Source organism: Saccharothrix sp. S26 (assembly GCF_021390395.1).
Taxonomy (GTDB): Bacteria; Actinomycetota; Actinomycetes; order Mycobacteriales; family Pseudonocardiaceae; genus Actinosynnema.
In genome coordinates this window covers 192361-217540 of record NZ_JAJUWT010000008.1, presented here as the reverse complement: position 1 = coordinate 217540, position 25180 = coordinate 192361, and the positions used below count along the sequence as shown (strand labels likewise).

General features: G+C 72.3%; 25 protein-coding genes. 8 read left to right on the top strand and 17 right to left on the bottom strand.

Annotated elements, in window-relative coordinates:
- Positions 1-14 precede the first annotated feature (14 nt).
- From LZG04_RS15185 to LZG04_RS15170, 4 genes are read right to left on the bottom strand one after another with little or no spacing between them, the layout of a single operon-like run.
- Positions 15-947: an enediyne biosynthesis protein UnbU gene (locus tag LZG04_RS15185; protein ID WP_233817360.1), complete on the bottom strand. Its 933-nt coding sequence runs from the start codon at positions 945-947 to the stop codon at positions 15-17.
- Entirely contained in the window at positions 944-2863 is a 1920-nt protein-coding gene (locus LZG04_RS15180) for a CRTAC1 family protein (protein ID WP_233817358.1), read from the bottom strand. The genes LZG04_RS15185 and LZG04_RS15180 overlap by 4 nt, the downstream gene beginning before the upstream one ends.
- Positions 2860-3780, bottom strand: coding sequence for a DUF1702 family protein (locus LZG04_RS15175; protein ID WP_233817356.1), 921 nt, complete (start codon positions 3778-3780; stop codon positions 2860-2862). The genes LZG04_RS15180 and LZG04_RS15175 overlap by 4 nt, the downstream gene beginning before the upstream one ends.
- The gene (locus tag LZG04_RS15170) at positions 3777-4967 is read right to left on the bottom strand and encodes an AarF/ABC1/UbiB kinase family protein (RefSeq protein WP_233817354.1); all 1191 of its coding nucleotides are present in this window, start codon (positions 4965-4967) and stop codon (positions 3777-3779) included. Before LZG04_RS15170 ends, LZG04_RS15175 begins: the two co-directional genes overlap by 4 nt.
- Positions 4968-5453: 486 nt before the next feature.
- On the opposite strand from LZG04_RS15170, the gene LZG04_RS15165 reads away from it, so the two are divergent.
- The 3 genes from LZG04_RS15165 (at position 5454) to LZG04_RS15155 (ending at position 6897) form a co-directional block, all read left to right on the top strand.
- Complete coding sequence (locus LZG04_RS15165) at positions 5454-5621, top strand: hypothetical protein (protein ID WP_233817352.1); 168 nt, start codon at positions 5454-5456, stop codon at positions 5619-5621.
- 61 nt (positions 5622-5682) lie between these two features.
- A complete protein-coding gene (locus tag LZG04_RS15160) occupies positions 5683-6438 on the top strand; it encodes a bifunctional 2-polyprenyl-6-hydroxyphenol methylase/3-demethylubiquinol 3-O-methyltransferase UbiG (protein WP_233817350.1) in 756 nt (251 codons plus the stop codon).
- A 186-nt stretch (positions 6439-6624) separates the two neighbouring features.
- A complete protein-coding gene (locus tag LZG04_RS15155) occupies positions 6625-6897 on the top strand; it encodes a GlsB/YeaQ/YmgE family stress response membrane protein (protein WP_233817348.1) in 273 nt (90 codons plus the stop codon).
- A 482-nt stretch (positions 6898-7379) separates the two neighbouring features.
- On the opposite strand, the gene LZG04_RS15150 is transcribed toward LZG04_RS15155, so the two are convergent.
- Complete coding sequence (locus LZG04_RS15150; RefSeq protein ID WP_233817346.1) at positions 7380-8153, bottom strand: maleylpyruvate isomerase family mycothiol-dependent enzyme; 774 nt, start codon at positions 8151-8153, stop codon at positions 7380-7382.
- Positions 8154-8365: 212 nt separating this feature from the next.
- On the bottom strand, positions 8366-9325 hold the full coding sequence (locus tag LZG04_RS15145; RefSeq protein WP_233817344.1) for an acyltransferase domain-containing protein: 960 nt from the start codon (positions 9323-9325) through the stop codon (positions 8366-8368).
- 206 nt (positions 9326-9531) lie between these two features.
- On the opposite strand from LZG04_RS15145, the gene LZG04_RS15140 reads away from it, so the two are divergent.
- On the top strand, positions 9532-10218 hold the full coding sequence (locus LZG04_RS15140; protein WP_233817342.1) for a hypothetical protein: 687 nt from the start codon (positions 9532-9534) through the stop codon (positions 10216-10218).
- Positions 10219-10233: 15 nt separating this feature from the next.
- Here LZG04_RS15140 and LZG04_RS15135 read toward each other — a convergent pair whose 3' ends face one another.
- The 3 genes from LZG04_RS15135 to LZG04_RS15125 form a co-directional block, all read right to left on the bottom strand.
- A complete protein-coding gene (locus tag LZG04_RS15135; protein ID WP_233817340.1) occupies positions 10234-10872 on the bottom strand; it encodes a hypothetical protein in 639 nt (212 codons plus the stop codon).
- Between the two features lie 80 nt (positions 10873-10952).
- Entirely contained in the window at positions 10953-11141 is a 189-nt protein-coding gene (locus LZG04_RS15130; protein ID WP_233817338.1) for a hypothetical protein, read from the bottom strand.
- On the bottom strand, positions 11138-12103 hold the full coding sequence (locus tag LZG04_RS15125) for an epoxide hydrolase family protein (protein ID WP_233817336.1): 966 nt from the start codon (positions 12101-12103) through the stop codon (positions 11138-11140). The genes LZG04_RS15130 and LZG04_RS15125 overlap by 4 nt, the downstream gene beginning before the upstream one ends.
- 60 nt (positions 12104-12163) lie before the next feature.
- Here LZG04_RS15125 and LZG04_RS15120 point away from each other — a divergent pair, with 60 nt between their 5' ends.
- The 3 genes from LZG04_RS15120 (at position 12164) to LZG04_RS15110 (ending at position 14039) form a co-directional block, all read left to right on the top strand.
- Positions 12164-13111 (top strand): YafY family protein, encoded by a 948-nt coding sequence (locus tag LZG04_RS15120; protein WP_233817334.1) that lies wholly within the window; start codon positions 12164-12166, stop codon positions 13109-13111.
- 69 nt (positions 13112-13180) lie between these two features.
- Positions 13181-13672, top strand: a complete 492-nt coding sequence (locus LZG04_RS15115) for a TetR/AcrR family transcriptional regulator (RefSeq protein WP_233817332.1) — start codon at positions 13181-13183, stop codon at positions 13670-13672.
- A 10-nt stretch (positions 13673-13682) separates the two neighbouring features.
- Positions 13683-14039, top strand: coding sequence for a hypothetical protein (locus tag LZG04_RS15110; RefSeq protein ID WP_233817330.1), 357 nt, complete (start codon positions 13683-13685; stop codon positions 14037-14039).
- 58 nt (positions 14040-14097) lie between these two features.
- Here LZG04_RS15110 and LZG04_RS15105 read toward each other — a convergent pair whose 3' ends face one another.
- The 8 genes from LZG04_RS15105 to LZG04_RS15070 all read right to left on the bottom strand — a co-directional run bounded on the left by LZG04_RS15105 (position 14098) and on the right by LZG04_RS15070 (position 23872).
- Complete coding sequence (locus LZG04_RS15105; protein WP_233817328.1) at positions 14098-15309, bottom strand: hypothetical protein; 1212 nt, start codon at positions 15307-15309, stop codon at positions 14098-14100.
- A complete protein-coding gene (locus LZG04_RS15100) occupies positions 15306-18215 on the bottom strand; it encodes a DEAD/DEAH box helicase (protein ID WP_233817326.1) in 2910 nt (969 codons plus the stop codon). The genes LZG04_RS15105 and LZG04_RS15100 overlap by 4 nt, the downstream gene beginning before the upstream one ends.
- A gap of 9 nt (positions 18216-18224) precedes the next feature.
- Complete coding sequence (locus tag LZG04_RS15095; RefSeq protein WP_233817324.1) at positions 18225-19205, bottom strand: hypothetical protein; 981 nt, start codon at positions 19203-19205, stop codon at positions 18225-18227.
- A 121-nt stretch (positions 19206-19326) separates the two neighbouring features.
- Complete coding sequence (locus LZG04_RS15090) at positions 19327-20169, bottom strand: class I SAM-dependent methyltransferase (RefSeq protein ID WP_233817322.1); 843 nt, start codon at positions 20167-20169, stop codon at positions 19327-19329.
- A 90-nt stretch (positions 20170-20259) separates the two neighbouring features.
- The gene (locus LZG04_RS15085) at positions 20260-21084 is read right to left on the bottom strand and encodes a hypothetical protein (RefSeq protein ID WP_233817320.1); all 825 of its coding nucleotides are present in this window, start codon (positions 21082-21084) and stop codon (positions 20260-20262) included.
- A 48-nt stretch (positions 21085-21132) separates the two neighbouring features.
- Positions 21133-22230, bottom strand: coding sequence for a Gfo/Idh/MocA family protein (locus LZG04_RS42515; protein ID WP_233817318.1), 1098 nt, complete (start codon positions 22228-22230; stop codon positions 21133-21135).
- Positions 22227-22961 (bottom strand): cupin domain-containing protein, encoded by a 735-nt coding sequence (locus LZG04_RS15075; protein WP_233817316.1) that lies wholly within the window; start codon positions 22959-22961, stop codon positions 22227-22229. Before LZG04_RS15075 ends, LZG04_RS42515 begins: the two co-directional genes overlap by 4 nt.
- Complete coding sequence (locus LZG04_RS15070; protein WP_233817314.1) at positions 22958-23872, bottom strand: PmoA family protein; 915 nt, start codon at positions 23870-23872, stop codon at positions 22958-22960. The genes LZG04_RS15075 and LZG04_RS15070 overlap by 4 nt, the downstream gene beginning before the upstream one ends.
- 115 nt (positions 23873-23987) lie before the next feature.
- Here LZG04_RS15070 and LZG04_RS15065 point away from each other — a divergent pair, with 115 nt between their 5' ends.
- Entirely contained in the window at positions 23988-25157 is a 1170-nt protein-coding gene (locus LZG04_RS15065) for a glycerate kinase (protein WP_233817312.1), read from the top strand.
- The last annotated feature ends 23 nt before the right edge of the window (positions 25158-25180 follow it).

Sequence of the window (25180 nt, the reverse complement as noted above, 5' to 3'; positions counted from 1 at the left end):
CCCCGCTCACCTCGTCACGAGTCGTGCAGCGCGGCCGGACGCTCGACGGTGACCCGCTGTCGCGGCACCACCGGAGTCATCCGTGCCGGCCGGGCCGCGGCGGCCACGAGCACGACCGCGCGCAGCACGCACACGATCACCAGCGCGAAGAACAAACCGAACACGACGTGGAACTGCACGAGCACGCCGTACACCGCAGCCGTCGCCAGTCCGAACAGCATTTGGTTGCGCGGCCGGACGGGCGTCGTGCCGGGATCGGTGATCATGTAGTTGGTGAACAGGATGAACGCCGTTCCGCTCAACGGCAGCAACGCGCTGACCAGGGAGATGTCGGTGACACCCCAGCGCAGCACCGCCTGGGCGATGAACCCTCCCCCCCAGCCGAGGATCAGCGGGACCTTCCCGGTCAGCCGCGCGTTCACCACGGTCCCGGCCACCAGCAGCAGCGCCGGGACGACCGCGTCCCACCACCCGGTGACCCACTCGGTGAACTCGTACGGTGGCGCGATGCCGACCCAGGGGAAGGCCAGCAGCACCACGACGATGCCGAAGTTGCTCGGGTTGAGCACGTGCCGAAGGCGTCCTTGCACCGGCACCCGGATCACGTACTTGCTCGCCACTGCGACCACCGCGGCGAGCACCGTGGGCAGCAGCTGATCGTTGGCGTACAACAACATCGCGCACGCCACACCCGTGATGTAGGACGGCAGCAGGAAGTCCACGACCGCGCCCGGCCGACCGAGCCAGCGCGGGCGCCGCCGCTCCGCCACCGCTTCCACGGAGTCCAGCACGAACTCCGCGGCGAGCGCCGCGGCGACCGCGACCACCGGGGTCAGGTACGCCTGCTCGAAGCCGAGCAGGGTGTGCCCGAGCACCGTCAACGCGGTGATGGACAGCCCGAACCGGCGCAGGGCCGCGGATCGGCGATCAAGAGCGGTCTTGGTCACTTGTCCTCCCGCACACTGCCGTCGGGCTCCAGTCGGAGCACGTGCCAACCGGGAGCCAGGGAGACCGAACCGGTGTGCCGGCGCCCGCACCCGTCCCGCCACGTCAGCTCGACCGGCACCGCGGTGGTCCGGCTCGCGCCGAGGCCGAAGTGCAGGTCCGCGGCGTTCACCCCGTTGTGGCCGTTGGCCGGGTAGAGCTGCGCCACCCTGGTGCCGCCGTCCGGGGTCGACACCTCGGCTTCCGCGCCGATCGCCGGCGTGGTCGGTCCGCCCGTGCCCGCGACGCACCGGCCCTCACCGGTCGGGAGTCGCAGCCGCAGTCCGACGAAGTTCCCCGCGGAGGACGTGTTGCGGTACAGGGCCGACCGTGCCCACTGGTTAGCGACCACGAAGTCCAGGCGGCCGTCCGAGTCGACGTCCCCGACGGCGAACGCCCGGCTGACCGCGGAGCTGTCCACGCCGACCCGGTCGGCCACGTCCACGAACCGGCCGTCCTGGCCGCGGACGAAGAACGTGTTGCGATCGTGCCCGGACAGGTCGACGCCCTCGGTGAAGGTCGGCCACAGCTCGGGGTGGCCGACCACGAGGTCGTTGGCCATGGCCAGTTCCTGCAGCTGTGCCCAGCGGTTCTCCGTACCGGCCACGAACCCGGTCGCGTGCATGACCTCGTCCGCTCCGGTGTTGTCGAAGTCCGCGGCCTTGACGTCCCACGACCAGCCCGACCGGGACAAGCCGAGGTCCTCGCTGACGTCGTCGTAGGGCGCCACCCCGCGGTGCAACCGGTCGGCCACGGCCGCCCTGCCCACCGTCGGGACGAAGGCGAAGTTGCTCTCCTGGAGGGCAAACGGCTCGGTGATGTTGCTGACCAGGATGGCGGGCGCACCCGTGCCCAGCAGGTCGGTGAACGCCACCCCCATGCCCTTGAACGAGTCGTTGCCCAACACCTTCGACTTCGGTGTGGTCACGTGCCGAACGCCGCCGGCCGGCGTGAACGCGACCTGCTCCGGAGCGGACCTGTTGACCAGCAACCGGTCCGGGCCGAAGTCGTTGGCCACGTACAGCTCCGGCAACCCGTCCCCGTCGAGGTCCTGCGCGCCGAGCGCGAGCGTCCACCCGGTCCGGTCCGCGGGCGCGAAAGCGTCGCGAGCCTCGGTGACGCGCCCGTCGCCCGCGGACCGGAACAAGCGCAGCGTGCCCCCGTTGGCCGCGTACGAGAGCGAATCGTTCATGACCGGCTCGGGGGAACCGCCGGTCGGGTCGAGCACCCGGACGCCGTCCGGGAAGTAGTTGCCGAACACCAGGTCGAGGTGGCCGTCGCCGTCGAAGTCGCCCGTGGTCGCGGCGTTGGTGTTCCACACCTGCCACGGGCTGACCAGGTCACGTGCGGAGAACGCGGCCGCCGACGGCGCCACGCCGGGGGTGCGCCGGAACAGCACGGGCGAGCGGCCCCAGTAGTACACGACCACGTCCTGCCAGCCGTCCTCGTCGAGGTCGACCGGCAGGCAACCCATCGGCGCCGCGTGCGGGGGCAGCTCGACCCCGCTGGGGACGAGCGCGAACGGCTGGTAGCGCGCGCCGGTCGTGGGTACCGGGGCCACGCTCACCGTGTCCGTCCGCGGGTCGACCAGGCACAAGTCGTGCGAGACGGTGCCGCCGTCCGCGGCGAGCAGCCCGACTCCCGCACCGACCGAGGAGATCCAGGACCTGATGCGCTCGTAAGCGGGCGCGACGGGACGCAGGTGTCGCGCACCGGGTTGATCGGCAGGGCCGACCGGGTGCTCGGTGAACGAGAACCGCTCGGCGAGCGCATCACGATCCGCCGCCGACGGCTGAGGGCCGACAGTCGCGGCGAACACCACGGCACAGCCGAGCAGCGCCACCACCCGGACGGCGTGCCGGCGCAGGAAAGTCCTCATCGCTCCTCCCACTGTCGACCGGTCTCGGCACGCCACCGCCCGTACTGGACGAGCGTGACCGGCCGTTCGCCCAGCGCCGCCAGCGCGCGGTCGGTCCACCCGGCGGCCTCGGCGACGCTGACCCCCGCCAGCAACTCCGCGGCCTTGTCGGTGTGCGCGGGCACCACCGCACCCACGTGCCTCGCCTTGCACGCGAACGCGCAGCCCTGGGCGAGCCACCTCCGGTGCCGGCCGGCCAGCTCCACCAGCCGGCTCATCTCGCCGGCGTCGGCACCGCCGGCATAGGTGGCCGCGAGCCCGACGCCGCTCCACAGATCCGCCCGCCGGTCCGGCGGGAACTCCGCGATCCGCAGGGCCACGCCCTCCGGGTCGGCGCACTCGTGGAACCAGAGCGCCCGGCCGAGGCCCTGGTCGCGCACGGCACGCACCCCCGGCGGCAGCCCGAGCCCCACCCGTGCTCGGCCGATCGCGCGGTCGGCGTGGAAGAACCCCTGGTGGAAACCGAACCCGTCCCAGGACAGCCACCGCAGCAGCGGGTCCACCGTCGGCAGGCCGACCACGGGCCGCAGCCGCAGCAGCGCATAGGCCCACCCGATCCCCACGTGCACCAGGTGCGGGTGGGCGCTGCCCGGTCCGGTGAGCAGCTCCGCCACTCGCCGACCGCGACCGAACGTGACGAGGTCCAGCAGGGCGCAGCCCATTCCGGCTCCCTCGCAGGCGAAGCCCCGGAGTTCCGGGTCCACCTCGCCGATGCGCCCCGCCAGCCGGTCGACCGTGCACCCGTCCAGCACGGCGTTCAACCCGGACAGGAAGGCTCGGGCCGCTGATTCGAGCACACCCCGGGCCGGGCCGGCGCGCAGCCTGAACCGGCGCCGACCGAAGTCGACCTGACCGGGGTCCACGGACAACAGCCTCACCGCGATGCTCCGCCACGCACCAACGCACGCTCGAACAACGCCGCGACCAGCAGGGGCTTCGCCTCCCGCTGGAAGTCGACCTCCGGGTGGAACTCGCGCACGGTGCCCTCCAGGACCAACAACGACAGGATCGGGAACACGAACTGCGGGTCGGCGTAGAGGCCATGCCGCCGCTGCACGTCGAACAGCGTCGTGGCGAAGGAGATGAGGTCGAACTCCTCCGCGCGCAGGCCGGCGTTCGCCTCCACCAAGGCCACCAGCTCGGCGCGGAAACCGTCCAGGTCCGCGCCCGGCACCGTCGTGGCCGTCGAGGCCACGACGTCCGCGCACGCCGGTCCGTCGCCGCGGGCCAGGCAGTAGAAGAACGCCGCGAACTTCTCCCGAGCCGAATCGGACAACCGAACGGTGAACCCGGCGTCCAGGACCACGATCGAGCCGTCTTCCCGGAAGTACAGGTTCCCGGGGTGCAGGTCACAGTGGACCACGCCGTCGAGGAACAACATCCGGTACACCACGCGCAGCGCGGTCACCACCGCACGCCGCCGGTCCGCCACCGAGAGGTCCTCGGGCCGCAGGCGGACCAGGTCACCCACGAACTCCATCACCAGCATGCCGTCGGTGGACGACTCGCGGTCGACCGCCGGCACGGTCACCCCGGGGACGTCCGCCAATGCCCTCCGGAAGCCGTCGAGCAGCTCGGCCTCGCGGGTGAGGTCGAGCTGCGCCCGAATGCCCCCGGTGAGCTGCCGGGCGATCTCGACGACCGGCGCACCGCGCAGGACGGGCAACCGGGCCAGCACACCGGCGACGCCCTCGAGCAGGGCCAGGTCCAGCGGCAACGACCGCTCCACCTCCGGTCGCCGCAGTTTGACGGCGACGTCCCGACCATCGGCCGTCCGAACGCGGTAGACGCAGGCGATGCTGCCCGACCCGACGAGCGTCGCCGGCGAACCGCCCAACCCCCGCAGTGCCGCCGACGACGACGCGTGCTCAGGACTCACCTGGTCGTGAAGCCGGGCCAGCGCACGGCAGACCTTCGGCGGCAACAGATCCGCCCGCGTGCTCAGCAGCTGCGCCGCCTTCACGAACGCGGCACCGAGCTCGACCACCGTGCCCGCCAGCCACGACTCCAGCACGAGCCCGGCCCGGCGCCCACGCAGCCGACCGGTCATTTCCAACCAGGCCAACGACAACGACCGTCCGCCGAGGACCACCAGAACCCGTACGAACCGAAGAATCACCGCGCCCCGGCTGACATTCCCGACGGTCATCACACGAGCGCCTCCGAATCGCGGGGAATGACATCGCGTCAAGACGCTAGCAGTGACCAGCCACACGGGCCGTCGCACAATCGGCGAACACGAACACCCGCATGAGCGAATATCGATTCACCAATACGGTGGTGAGTCTCACCGGTGCGGACCGAGTGTCAAATACAGACTCCGCGAGACAGCCAATCGATCATCCATAAGCGCACGGACGGCATCAACAGCCCGGACCGAGAGCCTCTCCGACTACGGTACGCACTCGCCACTTTTGCGTCATCGGCTTCGACCACAGCACCCTTGTGCGTCACCGACCAAGCAGCGCGCACCGCCGCGATGACCACCCGCGAAGGCTGACGAGATCGAGTGCGCGACTCCTCGCCGCCATCGACCGGGCGGGTGCGGGTCGTGCGCGACCGACTGGACGACCTGACCGACGAACCCGCCCCGGCCGGCCGCGCGAAATGCCGTTCACCGATCCGGCCGGCGCTGCTAACCTCGGGTGAACCGCTGACCGTGGAGGAAGCCATGGCTGCCCGGAGCCTCACACCGGGCCACCGCACCAAGGCCGTGTGACGGCCTGGTGCCGCCCGGTGACATCGCCCTCACCAGCCGATGCACCGCGAGGAGCTTCCCCATGTCCGGAATACCTTCGTCCACCTGGTACGTGGACTTCTTCACCGAACTGCCCAACGAGTTCTGGCGGCGTGCCGTGCCCGCGGACGTCACCGCCGAAGAGATCGACTTCATCGAGGAACGCCTCGGTCTCGCACCGCGCTCACGAGTCCTGGACGTGCCGTGCGGCAGCGGGCGGCACAGCGTGGAACTCGCCCGGCGCGGGCACCGCGTGACCGGTGTCGACCTGTCCGCCGAGGCGATCGGGCACGCCAGGCGCGCCGCCGCCGGGCTCGACGTCGAGTTCGTCCGCGCCGACATGCGGGAAATCCCGCAGGACGACGGGTTCGACGCCGTGCTGTGCCTCGGCAACAGCTTCGGCTACCTCGAACTCGACGGCCTGCGGGGGTTCGCCGCTGCGCTGGGCGGTGCGGTTCGGCCCGGCGGTGGCCTGGTCGTCGACTTCGCCTCGGCGGCCGAGTCGATCCTGCCCGCCTACCGGGCCGAACCGCGAACCATGCGGACCGGCGACATCACCGTGACCGCGACCAGCGAGTACGACGTCGCCGGAAGCCGGGTGTTCAGCCACTACCGGTTCACCCGCGGTGAAGAAGAACTCGACGTGACCGCGATCCACCACGTCTACACGGTGGCGCAGATCGTCGACCTGCTGCACGGCAACGGGTTCACCGACGTCGAGCTGTTCAGCGGCCCGGGCGGCGAGCCCTACGGGATCGGGAGCGGACGACTCCTGCTCACCGCGCACCGGAGGTCCTGAGATCGGGCTCCGGCCGGGACTGCCCCGGCCGGAGCCCTACTCCTGCGAAGAACCTCGTCCACGCACGTCGCCTCCTCCACAAAAAGCTCACCCGAGGTGTGAAACGGGTGAGAGTTGGGCATCCCGGTGCCTGTAACGATCACGCCGCGTCAGGAAGACGGCGTGGCACGAGGACAAGGAAGCACCGTGGGCATCCTGGGTTGGATCGTTCTGGGTCTCATCGCCGGCGCCATCGCGAAGGCCATCATGCCCGGCAAGGACCCGGGCGGCATCATCATCACCATGCTGCTCGGCATCGTCGGCGCCATCATCGGCGGCTTCATCGGCCGCGCCGTCTTCGGCTCCGACATCGGCAGCTTCTTCGACCTGAGCACCTGGCTGCTGGCCATCCTCGGCTCGCTGATCGTGCTCGGCATCTACCACGTCGTCACCAAGCGGAGCCACCGCGCCCACAGCTGACGCCGCACCACCGAACCACTCGGGCCCGCCGGTCATCCACCGGCGGGCCCTACCTTTGTCCGGCACCGCACACCACTGCCCCGTGGCGTACCAGAACTCTGCACTGAGAGGCTGAGCCGCAGCGATCCCGCACCCTCGGCCGATAGGGGGCGTGATCGTGAGGTGTGGCGTTACGACTGCGCTACCTGATCTCCGTTCGCGTCAGCGGGTGGCTCGTGCTTCTCGGCCGTCCGGGCACTGGCCGCAGCGGCGGTGCTGGACGAGGGAGTCACGGCGACGGCTGGTTCGACGACCGAGCGCACGCGCGTCAGCCGCGGCTGTGTCGAGGATGGGCCGGCCGACGCCGGCCGCACGCCCGCCTGACGCGGTCGAGGGACTTGCCGGCCGCGCGGCGGAGCCCCGCCGGGGAAGTCGGCCTGGTTGTGGGCGTGCTGCCCTCATGATCAGCGCGGGCACGACCGATGGATGCGCTCAGGTGCGTGTTACGCGTTCGGGTCCCAGTCTGCGAGCTGCTCCATCGGCTCGGTGTCGCCGGTGATCTCCAGGCTGTCGAGCGGGATGCGGTCGTAGAAGTAGAGGACCAGGTCGCTCGCCGCGCCCCGCATCGCCATGTCGCCCGGGTGCGCGTCGGCGGCGAGGTCGTCGCAACGGACGCCGTCGGCGTCGAGGGTCAGGCGCCAGGATCGGCCCTCGGTCGCGTGCAGGTCGATGGTCGCCGGCTTGAACGGCCAGGGGACGGTGGTCGCCGAGACGGTCGTCAGGAACTCGTCGACGCCCTCGACCGCGACGTCCGTCGGCAACGGCTGTGCGGAACCGCGGGTGAGCTGGGCGTCGTAGGTGTGGACGGCGATCTCCTGGACCTGGTGCCGGGCCACGGCTCCGCTGGTCTGCGGGGCCTGCGAGCGGCCCCACCAGGTCCAGCAGCCGCGGTCCGGGCCGGCTTCGCGCAACGCGTCGAGCATGAGTCGGGTCGACTCGGCGAGCCAGGCGTCGAGGGCTTCGCGGTCGCGGGGCGCGGTCGGGGCGCCCTTCGGGTCCGTCTTCGCCGGGGGCTCGGCACCCGGGCCCGCCGCGACGATGGCGGCCTGGCGGCGGCGGCCGTCGCCGAGGTGCTGCGCCAGTTCGCGCAGCGTCCAGTCCGGGCAGGTCGGGACCTGGACGTCGAGGTCGGGGGCGGACGCGATCGCGGCGCGGAACGCGGCTGAGCGGTCTTCGATCAGCCGCAGGACCTCGGGGAACGTCAAGATGTCTTGCACCTCGGTGGTGTATCACGCCGCTCCGGCCACCGGGTAGCGAATTTGCCGGATGACCGCGTCGACGGCCTGGTGGAGCGTCGGCGCGGAGCGGTCGTCCCCAGCGCAGTCAGCTCGCCGTTGTGCGTGGCTGGGGCTGCCGGCCGAAGACCAGCCGCCCCGGCTGCCGTGAAGGCCGCAACCGGTGTGACCCCCTGGTCTCACAGCGCGAACGGTCAGTGTCGCACCGGCTGGATCGGGAAGTGGCCGCGGCGCCACTGCCAGTGGCGGCCGGCCTTCAGGTGGTCGACGGCCGCGCGCTGCAGCGCGGTGCGGCGCGGCAGTTGGTCCAGCGGTGTGGTCAGGGTGCGGAACACGAACCGCAGCACCTCGACGTCGGCGTCGATCCCTTCGGGCTGCTCGTAGGGTTCCAGCTCGAACCTCTGCTGGAACCGGACGATGTTGGAGTCCTCGGGCAGGTAGTCCAGCAGTTGGGGGTCCAGCAGCCACGAGCCGCAGGAGAACGTCGTGTAGCGCTCGTCGGGGAAGTGGCGCGGGAAGAACGCGCGAGCCTCGTCCAGTGACGCCTCGACCGCCCGCGGGGTCAGCGGCCCCGATTCGGGGACGTGCAGGCCGAGGGTGGTGTCGCCGCGCTGGTACTGCAACCGGCCCAGTTCGTAGACGCCGCCGCGCGCGTGCAGGGTGAGCCAGCTCTGCATGACCGGCCAGCCCTCGCCGCGCATCCTCCGGTCGACCGCGAGGTTGCGACCCAGGTCCGCCAGGGTCGCGTACGACACCGCCTCGGCGATGCCGTGCTCCCGGTGATACCCCAGGACGACCTCGACCAGGGCCAGGTAGGCGTACACGTACAGGTGCCGCCAGGCCAACCCCCGGTCGCGCGGCAGCTCCGGACCGGGTGCCAGCCAGCCGTGGCCCCCGAGGTCAGCGCGGACCAAGGCGATGGAGCGGTCCAGCAGCCAACGCAGTTCCGGGGTCCACGACGCGGATCCGGGATCGGGCCAGCCGGCCATGATCTCGGCGGCGTCGTCGGGCCGCACGGCGAGCCGTGCGAGGAGCACGGGCGCGTGGGCCTTGGCGGGTAGCGGAGCCGACGGCAGGTCGCCCGCGAGCCGGTGCACACGCTCGACGTCCTCGACGGGCACCCCGAGCCGGGCAGCCATGCCGTCCAGATCCACGCGTACGACCCTACCAGCCAGGTAGATCGACATCCCCGCCTTCGGGTGGGCGGTCACCGATGTCGGTGGACTCGCCTTCTCGTTTTCCGGTGCGGCAAAGAGTTCGTGCGGGGATCTCCGGGGGGCGGCGCGGTGCCGGAGTGCCGGCTGCGTACAGTCCGGGATCGGATTCGTTGTGGCAGTGGGGGGTTGTCGTGCGTGGCGTGATGACGGTGGCGTGTGCCGTCGTGCTGGTGGCGGGATGTTCGGCGCAGGCAGGTCCGGCGCCGGCACCGGTGGAGGACAAGGCGGCGGTCGCGGCGGCGACGGTGGAGAAGCTGGTGCTGCCGGATCAGGTCACGGCGGCGGCGGGTCTGGTGCCGACGGGCGGGCCGGAGGTCGGGGTGCAGCCGCTGGTGTCGTGCCCGGATCCGGCGGCCGTGCCGGAGGTGGCGGCGGCGACCCCGGCAACGGCGGGCCGGACCCAGCGGTGGCAGTGGACCGGCCCGGACGGGACGACGGTCCCGTACAGCCTCTACAGCGCGGTCTACGACGGGATCACCGCCCGGGACGCGGTCAAGCAGGCCCGCGCGGTCAGCAAGTGCCACCCGAACCAGGAAGACCCGACGTGGCTGAACCGGCAGGTCTACCGTGACCACCCCCTGCCTTCGACGAGGCCGATGATCGACGACCGTTACGGCTACTGCGTGCGACGGGGCGCGATCGACTACACCGAGACGGTCGAGGAGCACCTGTCCGGCGACATCGTCTGGGACTGCGCGGCGTTCTTCGCCGAGGGCCAGAAGCTGATGCGGTTGACCAGCGTCGAGCACACCCGCAGGGACGACCGGTCGGCATCTCCCACCGTGCACACGGTGGGGCAGGCGCTGGTCGACGTGCTCGTGGCCCCCTGACGGATCACCTGGTGATCAGCTCAAGTGGCGGTCGGGCTCGTCCGGTCGACGGGGCACGAGGACGCGCCAGCCCTCCGGCAGAGGGGGCAGGGTGACGCCGTCCCCGCGCAGGAACTCCGACCTCCACCGGTTCCGGCGGCGGGCGTACCGGCAAGCCGGCACGGCGGCGATGAGGTGGCAGGTCAGGGCGGCTGCCACGGTCACCCGGGCGAACGGTCCTTCCGACCCGACCAAGACCACCGTGACCGAGGTGAGCAGGAGCAGTTCGTAGAACACCCGGATCACCTTGGCCCACAGGGGTGTGGGGACGTCGGCGCGCAGGGCCGTCAGGGTGTCGACCTCGTCCGCGCCGTGCTCGCGGATGCGTGCGACCTCGCCCGTGCGCCGGCGCGACTCCCGGAATGCCTCGATGATCGCGTTCGCGCCGGCCATGCCCAACCCGATGCCGGCGGCGCTGGTGAACCACGCGTCCGGGCCCGCGGCGACCACCGCCGCCGCGGCCAGGAGGTCCAGCACGCCCGAGGCCACTGACAGGCCCAGGTCGCGCCGGAGGAGTTCGCGCGGCGGTTGCCCGCGGCCGGTCGAGGTGGCCACCGGGCGCAGCGCCACCATGTTGACCACCTGGTCACGCGCTCGACGAACCCTCTCGTCCACCGGCGCCTCCCCCCGCACTCGGTCCGCGCGCACACGGATCCCCATTCCGGTGACGCGTCAAACGCTGCCTCCCGGCCGGGTCACCGCAGTGCGGCGAAGAACGTCCGGATGTCGTCGACCAGGAGCTCCGGGATCTCCAGCGCGGCGAAGTGGCCGCCCTTCTCGAAACGGCTCCAGTGCACGATGGCGGAGTTGTCCCGTTCCGCGAACACCTTGATGGTCTGGAAGTCGTCGGCGAACACGGCCACGCCGGTCGGGGCGGCGTTCACCGGGGACGGCTCGTCGGCGGGGACGGCTCGTCGGCGGGGACGGCCGCGTTGTCGAAGTAGGAGCGGGCCATGCCCGCGGCGGCGTTGGCGAACCAGTTGACGGACACCTCGGTGAGGATGGTCTCCAGCGGCACCAGGGACGTGCCGTTGCCGAAGGAGTTGAACAGCTCGCTGTAGGCGAGCATCCCGATCGGCGAGTCGCTGAGCCCGGCGGCGACCGTCTGCGGCCTGCTGGCGTTCATGGTGTTGTAGCCGCCGACCTTCTGGAACCACCGCATGTGCTCCAGACCGGCGTAGTCCCGCGGTTCGAGTCGCTCGAACTCCGCGGGGTCGCCCGACGGGAAGGAGAACAGCTGCAGCACGTGCAACCCCAGGAAGCCCTCCGGGGCGAGGATGCCGAGTTCGCGGGCGACCATCGCGCCGTGGTCGGAGCCGTGCACGCCGTAGCGCTGGTAACCGAGCCTGCGCATCAGGGTGTCGTAGGCACGAGCCACGCGGGCGGTGGTCCAGCCGGACTCGGTGACCGGGTTGGAGAAGCCGAAGCCGGGTGCGTCCGGCACGACGACGTGGAACGCGTCCTCCGCGCGCCCGCCGTGGGCGACGGGGTCGGTGAGCCTGTCGATCAGGTCGAGGTAGTCGACCGACGAGCCGGGGTAGGTGTGGGCGAGCAGGAGCGGCGTCGCGCCCTCGTGCGGCGACTCGACGTGGATGAAGTGGATCGGCTGGTGGTCGATCTCGGTGATGAAGTGCGCGTGGGCGTTGATGCGCTCCTCGGCGGCGCGCCAGTCGAACACGCGCCACGCCGCCACGGCCTCACGCAGGTAGTGGTTGGGGGTGCCGTGCTCCCAGGTGTCGCCCGGCGCCGGCCGCGGCAGGCGGGTGCGGTCGAGGCGGCCGGTCAGGTCGTCCAGCTCGGCCTGCGTGACCTCGATGCGGAAGGGGCGGATCTCCGTGTTCGTCATGGCACAGACGTTAGGGTGCATATAGGAAGGTTCCGTTCCTATAAGGTGGAGGTGCTCGCGGTGACCGCGGACACATCGGCACGGCTCCTCGCGCTCCTCGGGCTGTTGCAGTCGCGCCCGTCGTGGAGCGGCGCCGAGCTCGCCGACCGGTTGTGCGTCACGACCCGCACCATCCGCAACGACGTGGAACGCCTCCGCGTGCTCGACTACCCCGTCGAGGCCACCCGCGGCGCGGCGGGCGGCTACCGGCTCGGAGCGGGCGGCAAGCTGCCCCCGCTGCTCCTGGACGACGAGGAGGCGGTGGCCGTGGCGATCGGGTTGCGCGCCGGCCGCGGCATCGCCGGGCTGGAGACCTCCAGCGCCCGCGCGCTGGCCAAGCTCGAACAGGTCCTGCCGTCACGCCTGCGGCCGACGGTGGAGGCGCTGTCCTCGGTCGTCGACCACGCGCCGGAGAACACCGACACCGACGCACCGGACCCCGAGGTCGACCCCGCCGTGCTGCGCACCATCGCGACCGCGATCCACGACGTCGAGTGGTTCCGCTTCGACTACCGCGACACCTCGCTGCTCGTCGAGCCCTACCGCCTGCTCGCCTGGAAGCGGCGCTGGTACCTCGTGGCCCGCGACCCGTCCAGCGGCGAGTGGGACGTCTACCGGGCGGACTGGATCACGCCGCGCATGCGCACCCACCGCCGGTTCGCGCCCACCGCGCTGCCCGACGACGACTACACGAGCTTCACCATGCGCCGGGTCGCGTTCAGCGGCTGGCAGGTGCACGCACGCCTGCGGGTCGACGCCCCGGCCCAGGCCGTCCTCGACCGGATCCACCCGGGCGTCGGCGTGGTCGAGACGGTCACCGACACCACCTCGGTCCTCGTCACCGGCGCCGACTCGCTGGACACGATCGCCGCCTACATCGGCATGCTGAACATGGACTTCACCGTCGAGTCGCCCGGCGAGCTCAGGCCACTGCTGCGCGCCATCGCGAAGCGCTACGCCCGCGCCTGACCCGGTGCCGCCACCGTTGAGGAACGATCGTTCTTGACTGATCGTTCCTCAACGGTCTACGGTTGGCGCATGGGCCGACCCAGGGGATTCGACGAAGCCGAAGTGGTGCGTTCGGCTGCGGGGTTGTTCGCGGGACGGGTGTACGACGGGGTGTCGGTTGACGACCTGGTCACTCACCTGGGTGTGCACCGCAACAGCCTCTACAAGACGTTCGGCAGCAAACGCGGGCTCTACCTGGCGGCGCTGCGCTGGTACGTGGAGCACGAGATCGGTGTGCTCGCCGCGTCGCTGAGGCGCGTCCGTGACTTCGAGGAGGCCACGCGCTTGGTGTCGGACGCCGGAGCGGGGCTCGACTTCCTGCTGTTGGCGGCGGCCGAACGCGCGCCCGTGGATGACGAGGTCGCGGTGGAGGTGAACCGGGCGCTGGACGTCATCGACGAGGCGGTCGGCACGTTCACGGCTGTTCCGCAGGCCACTGCGGCGTTGCTCGGGGTGCGTCTGCGCGCCAAAGCCGGAGCGGACCGGGCGGGCGCGAGCCCTGGCTCGTCCCCCACACGATAAGGAGCACGACATGGCGAAGGTCCACATCGACGGCGACGAGTTGGTCGTGACGATCGAAGGGCTGAACAAGCTCTGGGCGCTCAAGAGCACCCTGACCATCCCCCTGGCCAACGTCCGGGGCGCCACCGCGGACCCCGGGATCATCAAGGAGCCCAAGGGCATTCGCGCCCCCGGCGCGCACCTCCCCGGTGTGATCACCGCGGGCACGTTCCACCTCGACGGCGACCGCGTGTTCTGGGACGTGCGCGACCCCGCCAAAGCCGTCGTCATCGAACTGGCCGACGAGCGCTACGCCCGCTTGGTGCTCCAGGTCGACGACCCGCGTGCCACCGTCGAACTGGTCGAAGGCGTCACGCACCGCCCCTGACCGCCTGCCCCGGTGTTCCAGCGCCGAACAGCGCCTCTCACGCCGATCTGCCCGCTCGTCATGCCCGCTGGGACGTCATGAGCTCGTCCAGTCGCGTCACGAGGCCCGTGTCACCCGAGCGCTCGGCCAAGGCGCGGAGCGTGGTGAGGTCGGCCCGGCCCGCGTCCAGTTGGCGGGCGACGCGTTCCAGCCGCGGTCGGATCCGCGTGGTGTCGATGCGGGCGCGGGTGGTCAGCAGGGACCGCGTTCGGCTCAGCAGGGCGCGTTGGCGCAGTCGCACGTCGTCGCACCACGGCTGGAAGAACGTGCTGCCGCGCACGACGAAGGAGCCGAGCTGGTGCAGCGGGAGGGCTCGGTCCGCGCCGAAGTGCTCGGCCGGCAGCACGACGCGCAGCAGGCCGCTGGGCAGCCGGACCAGGCGGTGGTCGGTGAGGTCGAGGCGGTCGGCCCACTCCGTCGCCTGCTTCTCCTCCCGGTCCGGTTCGGCGGCGTGCTGTTCGTTGCGCAGGCTCGCGGTGATGTCGGGTGTGGACTCGACCAGGGCGCTGAGGTCCTGGTCGGCCTCGCCCGACGCCTGGGTGTAGGCGAGGTGCCGCGCCCGGCCCGCCGGTGACACGCCGCTCACCACGATCAGCGGCAGGTAGACCAGTTCCGGTGGGCCGAGGGGACGGGGGTTGTCGATCCGCTCGGGCAGGTTGAACCGGGCGCGGTCCGGGTTGGTGGACAGGGCGGGCAGGGCGGCCAGGTCGAAGCTCCACCGCGTGAACAGCTCGCGGAACCAGCCGTTGGGCGGCACGTCGTCCGGCGACAGCAGGGTGACCTTGCGGGGGTCGTAGCAGACCTTGGGCAACGGGCGGCTGGCGAAGCCGTCGAAGTACAGCTCGCGGCGGTCCTCGTTGGTGACCTCGTAACGCCGGCCGTCGCGCACGGAGCGCAGGCCGACCTCGGTCAGCCGCCAGTGGCCGTCGGTCGTCCCGAGGTGCCCGACCGCCTCCAGTGCGCGCAGCGCCCGGTCCACCAGGGCCGGTTCCAGGGAGAAGAACGCCGCCAGCTCGGGTGTGGTGGACAGGCCGGCTTCGGCGATGCCCCGGGACAGGTAGCGGTCGATGAGGTCGTAGTCCTCGGCGACGACCACGGTGGCCTGCACGGTCACCTTCCACACCGGCAGCAGCAGCGAGTGGATGCGCAGCGGGATGATGTCGCGCTCGAACGTGGCGTCCTCCAGCGCGCGCTGCTCGGGGTAGGGGAACAGCTTCGCCTTGGTGCTCATCGCGCGCCGCCGATCCGGTCGAGGACGTCGTCGTACTGCCGGATCTCCCCCGCCGTCGCCACGTGGTCGCGCAAGGCCCTCGCCAGGTCGCGGAAACCGGCGTCCCGCGCGGACGTCAGCGTGCCGAGGTCGCCCACCAGCACCAGTTGCCGCTTGGCCCGGGTGAAGGCGACGTTCGCGCGCCGCAGCTCGCGCAGGAAGCCCACGTTGCCGTCGGGGTTGCTGCGGGTGAAGCCGTAGAGGATCACCTGGCGCTCGCCGCCCTGGAACGAGTCGACCGAGCCGACGTTGAGCCGCACCTGGGCCTCTTTGCCGATCAGCTCCACGACGGCCTTGACGACCTCCTTGACCTGCGCGGTGTAGGGCACGATCACCGCCCAGTCGCGGCCCGCCGCGTCGTAGTGCGCCGCCAACCGCGACAGCAGCACCGCCTCGGCCGGGTTGTGGTAGCCGTTCTGGCGGTGGTCGCGCTGGTTGGCGGCACGTTCCCGCCGCCGGTGCTCGGGCAGCCGCGCGGTGTCGACGAACACCAGCGGGCTGGTGAACAGGTCGTCGTCGTGGACGTGCGTGCCCGCGGTGCGCAGCCTGCCGCCGTAGAACATCCGCGAGCTGAACTCGGCGATCACCTCGGGCATCCGCCGCTGCCACGTCAACGGCACGACGTTCGTCCGGGGCAGGCGGTCCACCAGGTGTTCCAGCGCGCTCTTCGCGAGCAGCTCCCGGATGCGCGCGTCACCCACCTCCCTGCCCCAGGCTTCGACCTCGGAGTCGAGGAACGGCGGCAACTGCTGCTGGTCGCCCACGAGCACGGCACGCCGTGCGCGCACGAGCGGCACCAGCAGGTCGGCGGTGCCGATCTGCCCGGCCTCGTCCACGATCGCGAGGTCGAAGTCCACGTCCGACAGCTCGGGGCGGGACGCCGTGCCGATCGTGGTGGCCGCGATGACGTGGGCGTACCGGATCAGCTCGGGGTGCAGTTGCGTGGTGGCACCGGAGACCTCCTGACGCCATTCGGCGAGCAGGCGCGCGCGGGCGTGCAGCACCGGCAGCCGCGACCCGAGCCAGGAGAGGAGGTTCACCAGGTCTTGCCGGGTCGCCGTCGGGTCCGGGGTGTCGCGGACGTCGGGTGGTGGTTCCCACCCGCCCACGGCCGCACGTGAGGCGTTCGCGGCGATGAGCGCGGACTCGCGGGCCTTCTCCGCGTTCTCCCACCGCTGTGCCAACGTCGAGAGCGCGTGACGCACCTGCGGCACCGGGTCGGTGACGGCCTCCAGGTGGAGCCGGGCCCGGCGCAGACCTTCGACGTGGCCCTGCCGGGCCGTGTCCAGTTGCCGACCCCGCGACCGGAGCGTGGCGACCCGCCACCGCGCCCACCACCCGAGCAGCGGCAACCGGCCGAGGTCGGTGGCACGATCGATCGACCCGTGCACGCGCGCCAGCCGTCGGTCGAGGTCGACCAGGGCCGCTTCCAGCCCGTCCACGGCGGCTTGGGCGGGTCCTCCGGCGGCACGGCGGGCCGCGGCCACGGCGGCGTGCGCCTGGTCGGTGTCGGCGAACGCGGCCAGCAGGGCGTCCACCCGGCCGGCCAGCTCGTCGGCCCACTTCTGCGCGATCTCCAGGTCGGCGAACCGGCGCAGCCCGCGGTCGACGCCCGCGAGCACCTCACCGCGCAACTGCCGCGCCTGCTCGTCCAGCAGGTAGGGGCGTCCCTCGTCGGTGACCATGCCGGGGTTGCCGACCCGCACCACCACGAGGTCGGGCGCCAACCTGGGCAGGATGTTGTCCACCGCCCGGTTGGAGTGCGAGGTGACGAGCACCCGCTGGGGTGGCCGCGTCCACCCCTGACCGCGTGCCGCCGCCGTGGCGACCTGGCTGATCACCCGCGTCTTGCCCGTGCCGGGCGGTCCGAGCACGAGCATCAGGTCCTCGACGGCCAAGGCCCGGCGGAACGCCTGGAGCTGGTCGGGGTCCAGCGTCTCGTTCGGCACGTCCGCGGCCTCGGCGAGCGGCCTCGTGCGGGCGTCCACGAGGGCTCGCAGCAGATGCGGGTTGAGCGTTCGGCGGTCGCGCAGGGCGGTGATCGCTTCCCGCTGCTTCTTGAACACCACCGTGCTCGTGGTGGTCTCCAGCTCGCCGGTCTTCGGCAGGAGCTTCCAGTCCACGGGTTCGTCGAACCGCACCGTCGTCGACCGGCCGTCCAGCCGCACCACCTGGCCGCGGTACTCGTCGTAGCCCTTGACCTGGACGAACGCGCCCTCTTCCGGCAGCTGGGACCGCACCATCGTGAAGCCGTACACCGCGTGGGCGCCGTGCCGCACCTCGCCGACCGGGGTGACGTCGCGGTACGGGTGGGGCCGCTCGTCCTTCGCCGCCGTCACGAAGATCCGCTCACCCGCGTCGACGACCCGCTCCACGACGTCGAGGAACGCCGTGTGGTGCGGCGGGAGCGCGGGCGACGGCGACGCCTGGGACGTCACGAGCCGCTCCCAGTGCTGCTCGATCTGCGGCCAGCACGACCGCGTGCCCTCGTGCAGCTCGTACAGGGTGTCGACGCGCCGCCAGCCGGGGGCGTGCAGGGACAGGAACTGCCGGGCGAGCCGGTGGTGGTCGCGGATCCGGAGCGGGTCGACCCACTTCACCTTGTACCCGCGGCCGGAGTGGGTCGGTTCCAGGCGGATCGACCACGCCGTGCCGTAGAGCAGGAGCGTGCGCTTGCCGTTCCACCGGTTGGGTTCGTCCACCGTCGCGGGGACGCCGTGGCGGGAGGCGGACAGCTCGGCCACCACCTGCTCGACGCTCTGCGGGAGACCGGGGTGGCCGCGGAGCTTCTCCCGCAGCCGGTGGTCGTCCTCGGCGGACGCGACGAGGTGGATCACCCCGGGGAGGGGGACGTGGACGGAACGCACCGGGCTCCTTCAGCGGGTGGGGTGGGCGAGGCCGCGCAGCCGCGCCCCGAGAGCGGCCGCGTCCGGTCGGTCGGCGCGGGCCGGGGCCAGGGCCGCGGCCACCGCGTCGGCGAGGTCCGCGGGCACGTCGGCGTTCCACGCGCGGATCGGCACGGGCGCGTGCGGGCCGGGCTGCCGGCCGGTGAGCAGGTGGTAGGCGATGGCGCCGACCTGGTGGACGTCGGTCCAGGGGCCCGTGGTGTCGCGCGCGAGGTGTTCGGGTGTCGGGTACTCGGCCGGCCCCGGGTCGGTCCGGCCGAGGTCGCGCAGGAGGAGCGTGCCGTCGTCACGCATGATCAGCTCGGCCGGGGTGAGCGCGCCGTGCGCGGTGCCGTGGGCGTGCAGCGCGGACAGCGTCGCGCACAGGGACGCCAGGGCTTGGCACACCCGCGCCAGCATTCCCGGGTCCTTCACCGGCCCGGCGGGCAGCAGGGCGTCGAGCGGGTCGCAGGGCCGGTGCGACCGAGTCCGCGGCCAGGCGGTCACCAGGGTGGTGTCGTCCGGCCCTTCGACGAAGTCGAGCACGGCGGGCAGTCCGGGCACCCGGCCCGACAGCCGGCGCAGGAGGTCGTGTTCCGCGGCCACCGCGTGCCGGGCTTGTCGGGCCGCGGGTGTGGCGGCACGCACCTCGACGCGGCGCAACCAGCCGAACCCGCCACCGGGCCCCAGGCGCAGGCACCTCGCCTGCCGGACGGTCGCGCCGCCGTCACCGGTCGACCGGGCTTCCGCCGGGTGGTCGTGCACGAGGTACGCGGTGCCGTCGACCTCGACCTCGGGTGCCAGCCCGGACGGCCTGCGGTCGGCTGGCGGGGGTTCGGGCGGCGCGGCCCGGTGGTGGAAGTGCACGCCACCGAAGATGGCGCCGGCCTGCACCAGGGCACCGTTCACCTCACCGCGCACCGAGTTGGAGACGCTGCCCGCCGGCCACGGGGTTGTGTCGTGCTGTTCCACTCCACCGCTCATCGCTGTGTGACTGCGTCGATCGAGGCTGCACAGCGTAGCGGCGCGTGGTCGGACGCAAACCGCAAAGTTGCGCGTACGGCTCAGCGGCCCGGTGTTTCCGGCCGCGACGTCACGGCGCGGGCTTGGACGCTTTGAGGCCGAACAGCAGCGCGATCTTCGGGTCGTCGTCGGGCAACGTCCACCAGCCGCTTTCGGCGCGCGTCATCCGGGCCCAACGCGGCCACGGCAGCTCGTCGGTCTCGGTCAGGCTGTCGATGCGCAGGCCCGCGCGGACGAGCGTGGTGACGAGCTCGCCGAGGGAGTGCCTCCACTCGTACGACGCGGTGGCGGAGGTCAGCGCGGGGCCGTCGGTGTAGGTGTAGGTCGAATCGCGCACGACCGCGCCGCGTCCTTCGAGGTAGTCGTGGCGCAGCAGCAGTTCCGGCCCGTCGTCGGGTCCGGGGGACGTGCCCAGCGCGGTGAGCACCGGGTGGAACTCCGCGATGTAGGCGAACCCGCCCGGCTTGAGCAGCTCGGCCACCGTCGCCGCCCACCGGGGCAGGTCCGGCAGGTAGCACAGCGCGCCCTTGCCGGTGTAGACGACGTCGAACCGACCGGAGCCGAGGTGTGCCACCGCGTCGTGGACGTCGGCTCGCACGTACTCGATCGAGACACCTTCCTCGGCGGCGATGCGACGCGCCTCGGCGACCGCGGCGGTCGAGAAGTCGAGCCCGGTGACGCGGGCGCCCTGCCGGGCGAGGGCGATCGTCTCGATCCCGATGTGGCACTGGAGGTGCACCACCTCCCGGCCGGCGAGGTCGCCGAGGTCGTGCCACTCGAACGGCGCGAACCACCCGTGCGGATCGCGCCTGCCGATCGCGTAGAACTCACTCGCCGCGTGGACCGGTGTCCGGGCGTCCCAGTTGGCCTGGTTGGCGCGGACCATCTCCCCGACTTCCCCGTCGAAGCTCATACCCGCGTTGTACCAGCACTCCCACCCCACCCCCGGGTCGCTGACGGGCAATCACCCGCATGGGCCACGCGGGGACGGCCTCGCCGGTCGTCAGTCGATGGCGAGCTTGAACGGGTGTCTGCTGTCGGTCGGGCAGGTGAAGATGTTCAAGGCGCCTTCCCTGCCGAACTCCCACTGGGCGGGGTCCACTGCGTCCCGACCGCAGGAGCACAGGTCGTCGTCGTGCTCGGAGGTGTGCAAAGCCATCAGCAGCCGCAGATCCGCGTCGCACTCGCGGCACGTGAGCTGCCAGGGGTCGGTTTGCCACCAGAACGTCCAGCCGCCGAGCTTGGAGCCCTGAGCGACCTCCGGCCAGTCGTCCTCGTCCACGGACGACAGCGTCGACTTGATCGCTCCGGGGAGCTCGCGGAGCATCGGGTATTCGGTGATCCGGCACGGGTTCAGCACGCGGGGGCGGGGCAGGAACATGTCCGCGGCGACCACCGGCTCCGGCGGTGGGGCGACGTCCGTCACGCCGGTGGAGTCGCGCCAGACCAGGTGCACGCCCGGCCCCCAGTACTCCATGCTGCTGTGCTCGTTGGGGCAGAACAAGACTTGGAGCAGGTCGGCGTGCTCGGGGAACGGCAGGTCGGGGAAGTCGCGGCGGAAGAACTGGGCGGCGCCGACCAGGGCGACCGGCACGTCGAGGGCGTGGTCGGCGGACCACCCTTCCTCGGGTCGTCCGCTGTTGCTGGGCAGTCTTCCGTCGCAGTGCGGCCACGGCTCCTCGACGGGCCACAGCAGGGGTCCGCCCAGGTGGCTGTCGTGGACGGTGGGTGCACCGGGGCTCGGGTGCAGGCGCGTGGCGGTGCGGGCGAGCGCGGCGAGGCCGGGGATCTCGCGGCCGTTGTCGGTGGGCAGCACGGTGGCGGGCATGGCGCGGACGTTAGCGGCGACCACCGACAACGAGCGGCGGCCGACCTGTCACGCCTGCGTTGACGCGCCGTCCGCGAGGCTCAGCCAGGGTGCGCCGGTGCCGGCCATGCTGTCGTAGAACGGGTTGCCCTCCGCGATCTCGCCCTGGGTCACCGTGCGGCCGGTGAACGAGGAGGCGTAGACGGCGGCGACGAACTCCATGGTCATCCTGGTGTCGGTGGTGGAGACCGGTGGGGTCTCCCCCGCGTCCAGGGCGTCCAGCACGGCGGTGAGCTGGGCGGTGTGGCCGCTGGGGATGTCGGCCTGGTCGCTGTCCCAGGCCGCGGTGACGTCCGGGGCCGCGGTCAGCGACCAGTTGGCGTTCGTGTAGCCGTAGAGGTGCTCCAGGTCGACGGTGGCGTGGTCGAAGTCGAAGCGCAGCTGGCTGGTCTGGCGCGGCGACACCAGGGAGTTGACCACGGTGGCCACGGCGCCGGAGCGGAAGCGCACGAGGGCGGCGGAGACGTCTTCGGTGTCGGTGGGACGGGCTTGGCGTTCCGCGATCGCCGTGACGCTGGTCCACGGGCCGAGGATCGACAGCAGCAGGTCGAACTGGTGGATGCCGTGCCCCATGGTCGGTCCGCCGCCCTCGACGTCCCAGCGACCGCGCCACGGCACGGCGAAGTAGTCGTCGTCGCGGAACCACAGCGTGTGCGCGGACGCCAGCAGCGGTCGGCCCAGGACGCCTTCGGCCAGCAGGCGACGCAGCCGCACGGCACCGGAGCCGAACCGGTGCTGGAACACGGTGGCCACGGGCACACCGGCCGCGGCCTCGGCGGCACGCAGGCGGTCGAGTTCGGCCAGGGAGAGCACCGGCGGCTTCTCCACCACGGGCGCGGCGCCCGCGGCCAGGCACTCCAGCGCGAGCGGCAGGTGGGAGCCCGGCGGCGTGCACAGGTGGACCAGGTCGGGCCGTTCGGCGTCGAGCAGGGCGGCCAGGGTCGGGTAGGTCGGCACGCCCCACGTCGCGGCGAACGCCTCCGCGCGGTCCGGCTGCACGTCCACCGCGCCGACGAGCCGGGCCCGGCCGGGCAGTGCGGTGATCGCCTCGGCGTGGGCGCCGGCGATCGCGCCCGTGCCGACGATCGCGCAGGTGCGGGTGGTCACGATGAGTGCTCCTCGTCTGCTGCGGGACCCGAGGTGTCGACGGGGGTCAGGCGGCCGCACATGCCGAACGCCCGTCCTGCCGTGGAGTGGAACACGGACGCGCGTTCCAGGTGCCGGGCCGTGCCCGCGACCAGGTCCGCGGTCAGCGAGAGCGTGGCCTCGGCCTGGCTGAGCGGGCCGTCGCGCACGATCGACGCCCACGTCCCGGCGCGGGCCCGCACCAGGGCCGCGGCGGCGGCGTGGAACTCCCGCAGCGGGGCCGTGTTCCCGTCGCGGACCGCGTCCCGGATGGGGAGGAAGCCCTCGACGGCCAGGTCGCGGCGCTCGCGGGCGTCGGCGGCGCGTTCGGCCTCTGTGGCGCGCGGGGGCAGGGTCACGGCGGCGCGGTAGCGATCCGGGTCGGCGAGCACGTGCGGCGGGAACGTCATCACCGCGTCACCGGCCTCGGGCAGGCCGGCGTTGGCCATGAGCACGACCACCCGCAGGCCGCCGTGGTTGACCGCGCGGTGGATGGTGCCCGGGGTGAACCAGACGACCGAACCGGGGTGGAGCGGGGTCTCGCGGCAGCCGTCGAGGGTCACCGTGTGCAGCTCGCCCTCCCCGCCCACGACGATGTAGCACTCGGTCGACGCCAGGTGCAGGTGCGGGCTGCCGCCCACGACACCGTCGGGAGCGGCGTCGTCGTAGACGTCCAGGAACGACAGCGACGTGCCGCCGGGGAACGTGCTCACTCCGCCACCTGGCGCAGCACCTCGCGAACGGCCGCGGCCAGGGACTTCGCGTCGTCCGCGCCGCTGTCGGCCACGCCGACGCCGTAGCGGAAGCGCACCGCCTCGCCGTCCGCGACCGCGAGCTCCTCGCTGAAGAACGGGGCCGGGTTCAGGCACGCGAACTCCACGGTCCGGGTGAACCACCGCGGCGGGTGGTGCGGGTTGGTGTCGTGGTCGACGACGAGGACCAGCGACTCGGCCGCGTCGCCGTCGTGCCTGCCCGCGAACGCCATCCACTCGGCGCGCCGGCCGCGGACCTCGTCGCCGCCCACGCCGTCGGGCGTGACGACGTCCCCACCGGTGAACGAGCGCGGTCCGCGCCAGAACAGGCCGCCGTAGCCCGCGTTGTCCCGGCCGCGCGTGGTCGGCGAGCCGAACGCGATCTCGTGGCCGGAGGCGTTGGTCAGGGTGGTGTCGAAGGTCAGGGCCCAGGCGTCGGGGGACAGCAGGGTCGCGGTGATCGCTCGACGCTCGGTGATCACGGTCTGGCCGGATTGGGTGATCCAATCCAACTCATGGGTGAACCAGGCGGTGTCTTCGGCGATGCCGACGTCGACCACGCGCCGGTGCCGCTGGGTGCCGTTGTTGTCCAGCTGCACGTAGGACTGCCCGTGCACGTAGGTGGGGCCGCCCCAGAAGTTCTCGTCGCCGACGTTGGGCAGCGACCAGGCGATGCCCTTGTGCCAGACGTGGTCGTGCGGGCGGAAGAGGCTCACCACCCGGCCGGCCCTCGTGCGGATCGGGTGCAGGTAGGGCTTGGGTGACTCCAGCTGCGGCGTGTCGGGGACGTAGACGTAGCGGGCCAGGTCGACGGTCCCGGCGGACACCGTCAGGGCGGCTCCGATGTCGTGTCGCACGGACAACGCGGTCACCGGCGGACCTCCAGGTCGGAAAGCGCTTTCCTCGGCAGTATTCAGCGTGGTGGGTGGTCCGTCAAGGTCGACGCTGGGGCTTGACGTGGGATGGGAAAGCGCTTTCCATGTGCGCGTGACGTCGTCGCAGGTGGGCCATGTCGTCGTGGCGCTGGACTCGTTCAAGGGCTCGTTGTCGGCGCGACGGGCGACGGGCGCCGTGGCGCGCGGGTTGCGCCGGCACGGGGTGGTCGTGCACGAGCACCCCGTCGCGGACGGCGGGGAGGGCACCGTGGACGCCCTGCTCGGCGCCGGTTTCGCGGCCGTGCCGGTGCGGACGACCGACCCGTTGGGCCGTCCGGTGATCGCACGGTATGCGTCGCGGGACGGGGTCGCGGTCGTGGAGCTGGCCGAGGCGTCCGGGCTCGGGTTGGTCGCGGACGTGCCCGTGACGCCGGACCGCGCGGCTGCGGCCTCCACCCTGGGCACCGGTCGGGTGATCGCGGCGGCGTTGGACGCGGGGCATCACACGATCGTGGTCGGTTTGGGCGGCAGCGCGACCACCGATGGGGGCACGGGGTTGCTCGTGGGCCTCGGCGCGCGCCTGGTCGACGCACACGGAGCTTCACTCGATGGGGTGACCTCGCCGCTGGGTGCCGTCCGCGAGATCGACCGAACCGGCCTGCACCCGCGACTGGGCGAGGTGGAACTGGTCGTGGCGTGCGACGTCGACAACCCGCTCGTGGGTCCACACGGCGCGGCGGCGGTGTACGGGCCGCAGAAGGGCGCGGACGCCACGCTGGTCGCCGCACTGGACACCGACCTGGCGCGGTGGGCGGAGCCGCTCGATCCGGGGGCCGCGTCACGGCCGGGTGCGGGCGCGGCGGGTGGGGCCGGGTTCGCGCTGCTGGCGCTCGGCGGGCGGGTGCGCCGGGGCATCGGGCTGGTGCTGGAGTTGACCGGGTTGGCGCAGCGGTTGCCGGGGGCGCGGCTGGTGGTCGCCGGGGAGGGTCGGCTGGATCGCCAGACGTTGCGCGGGAAGGCGCCTGCCGGGGTGGCGGCGGTGGCGCGGGAGGCCGGGGTCGGCGTGGTGGCCGTGGCCGGGAGCTGTGCTCTCGAGCGGGGCGAGGTGGTGGCGGCGGGGTTCGGCGAGGTGTTCGCGCTCACCGATCTCGAGCCGGACGTGTCCCGCTGCCTGGTGCACGCCGAGCCGTTGCTCGAGCAGGTCGGGGAGAGGATCGCCGGGTTCCTCGGGGGCTGCGTGCCGCGCGAGTTCCAGGGCGGGTGGGGGTGCGGGCGCGAGTGAGGGTGCGGGTGAGGGCGGTCCCG

Excerpts from the sequence above, each read along its gene's own strand:
- LZG04_RS15090 (WP_233817322.1), bottom strand. The coding sequence starts at position 20,169 with ATGAGCTTCGACGGGGAAGTCGGGGAGATGGTCCGCGCCAACCAGGCC.
- LZG04_RS15180 (WP_233817358.1), bottom strand. The coding sequence starts at position 2,863 with ATGAGGACTTTCCTGCGCCGGCACGCCGTCCGGGTGGTGGCGCTGCTC.
- LZG04_RS15115 (WP_233817332.1), top strand. The coding sequence starts at position 13,181 with ATGGGCCGACCCAGGGGATTCGACGAAGCCGAAGTGGTGCGTTCGGCT.
- LZG04_RS15125 (WP_233817336.1), bottom strand. The coding sequence starts at position 12,103 with ATGACGAACACGGAGATCCGCCCCTTCCGCATCGAGGTCACGCAGGCC.
- LZG04_RS15160 (WP_233817350.1), top strand. The coding sequence starts at position 5,683 with ATGTCCGGAATACCTTCGTCCACCTGGTACGTGGACTTCTTCACCGAA.
- LZG04_RS15110 (WP_233817330.1), top strand. The coding sequence starts at position 13,683 with ATGGCGAAGGTCCACATCGACGGCGACGAGTTGGTCGTGACGATCGAA.
- LZG04_RS15140 (WP_233817342.1), top strand. The coding sequence starts at position 9,532 with ATGACGGTGGCGTGTGCCGTCGTGCTGGTGGCGGGATGTTCGGCGCAG.
- LZG04_RS15085 (WP_233817320.1), bottom strand. The coding sequence starts at position 21,084 with ATGCCCGCCACCGTGCTGCCCACCGACAACGGCCGCGAGATCCCCGGC.
- LZG04_RS15105 (WP_233817328.1), bottom strand. The coding sequence starts at position 15,309 with ATGAGCACCAAGGCGAAGCTGTTCCCCTACCCCGAGCAGCGCGCGCTG.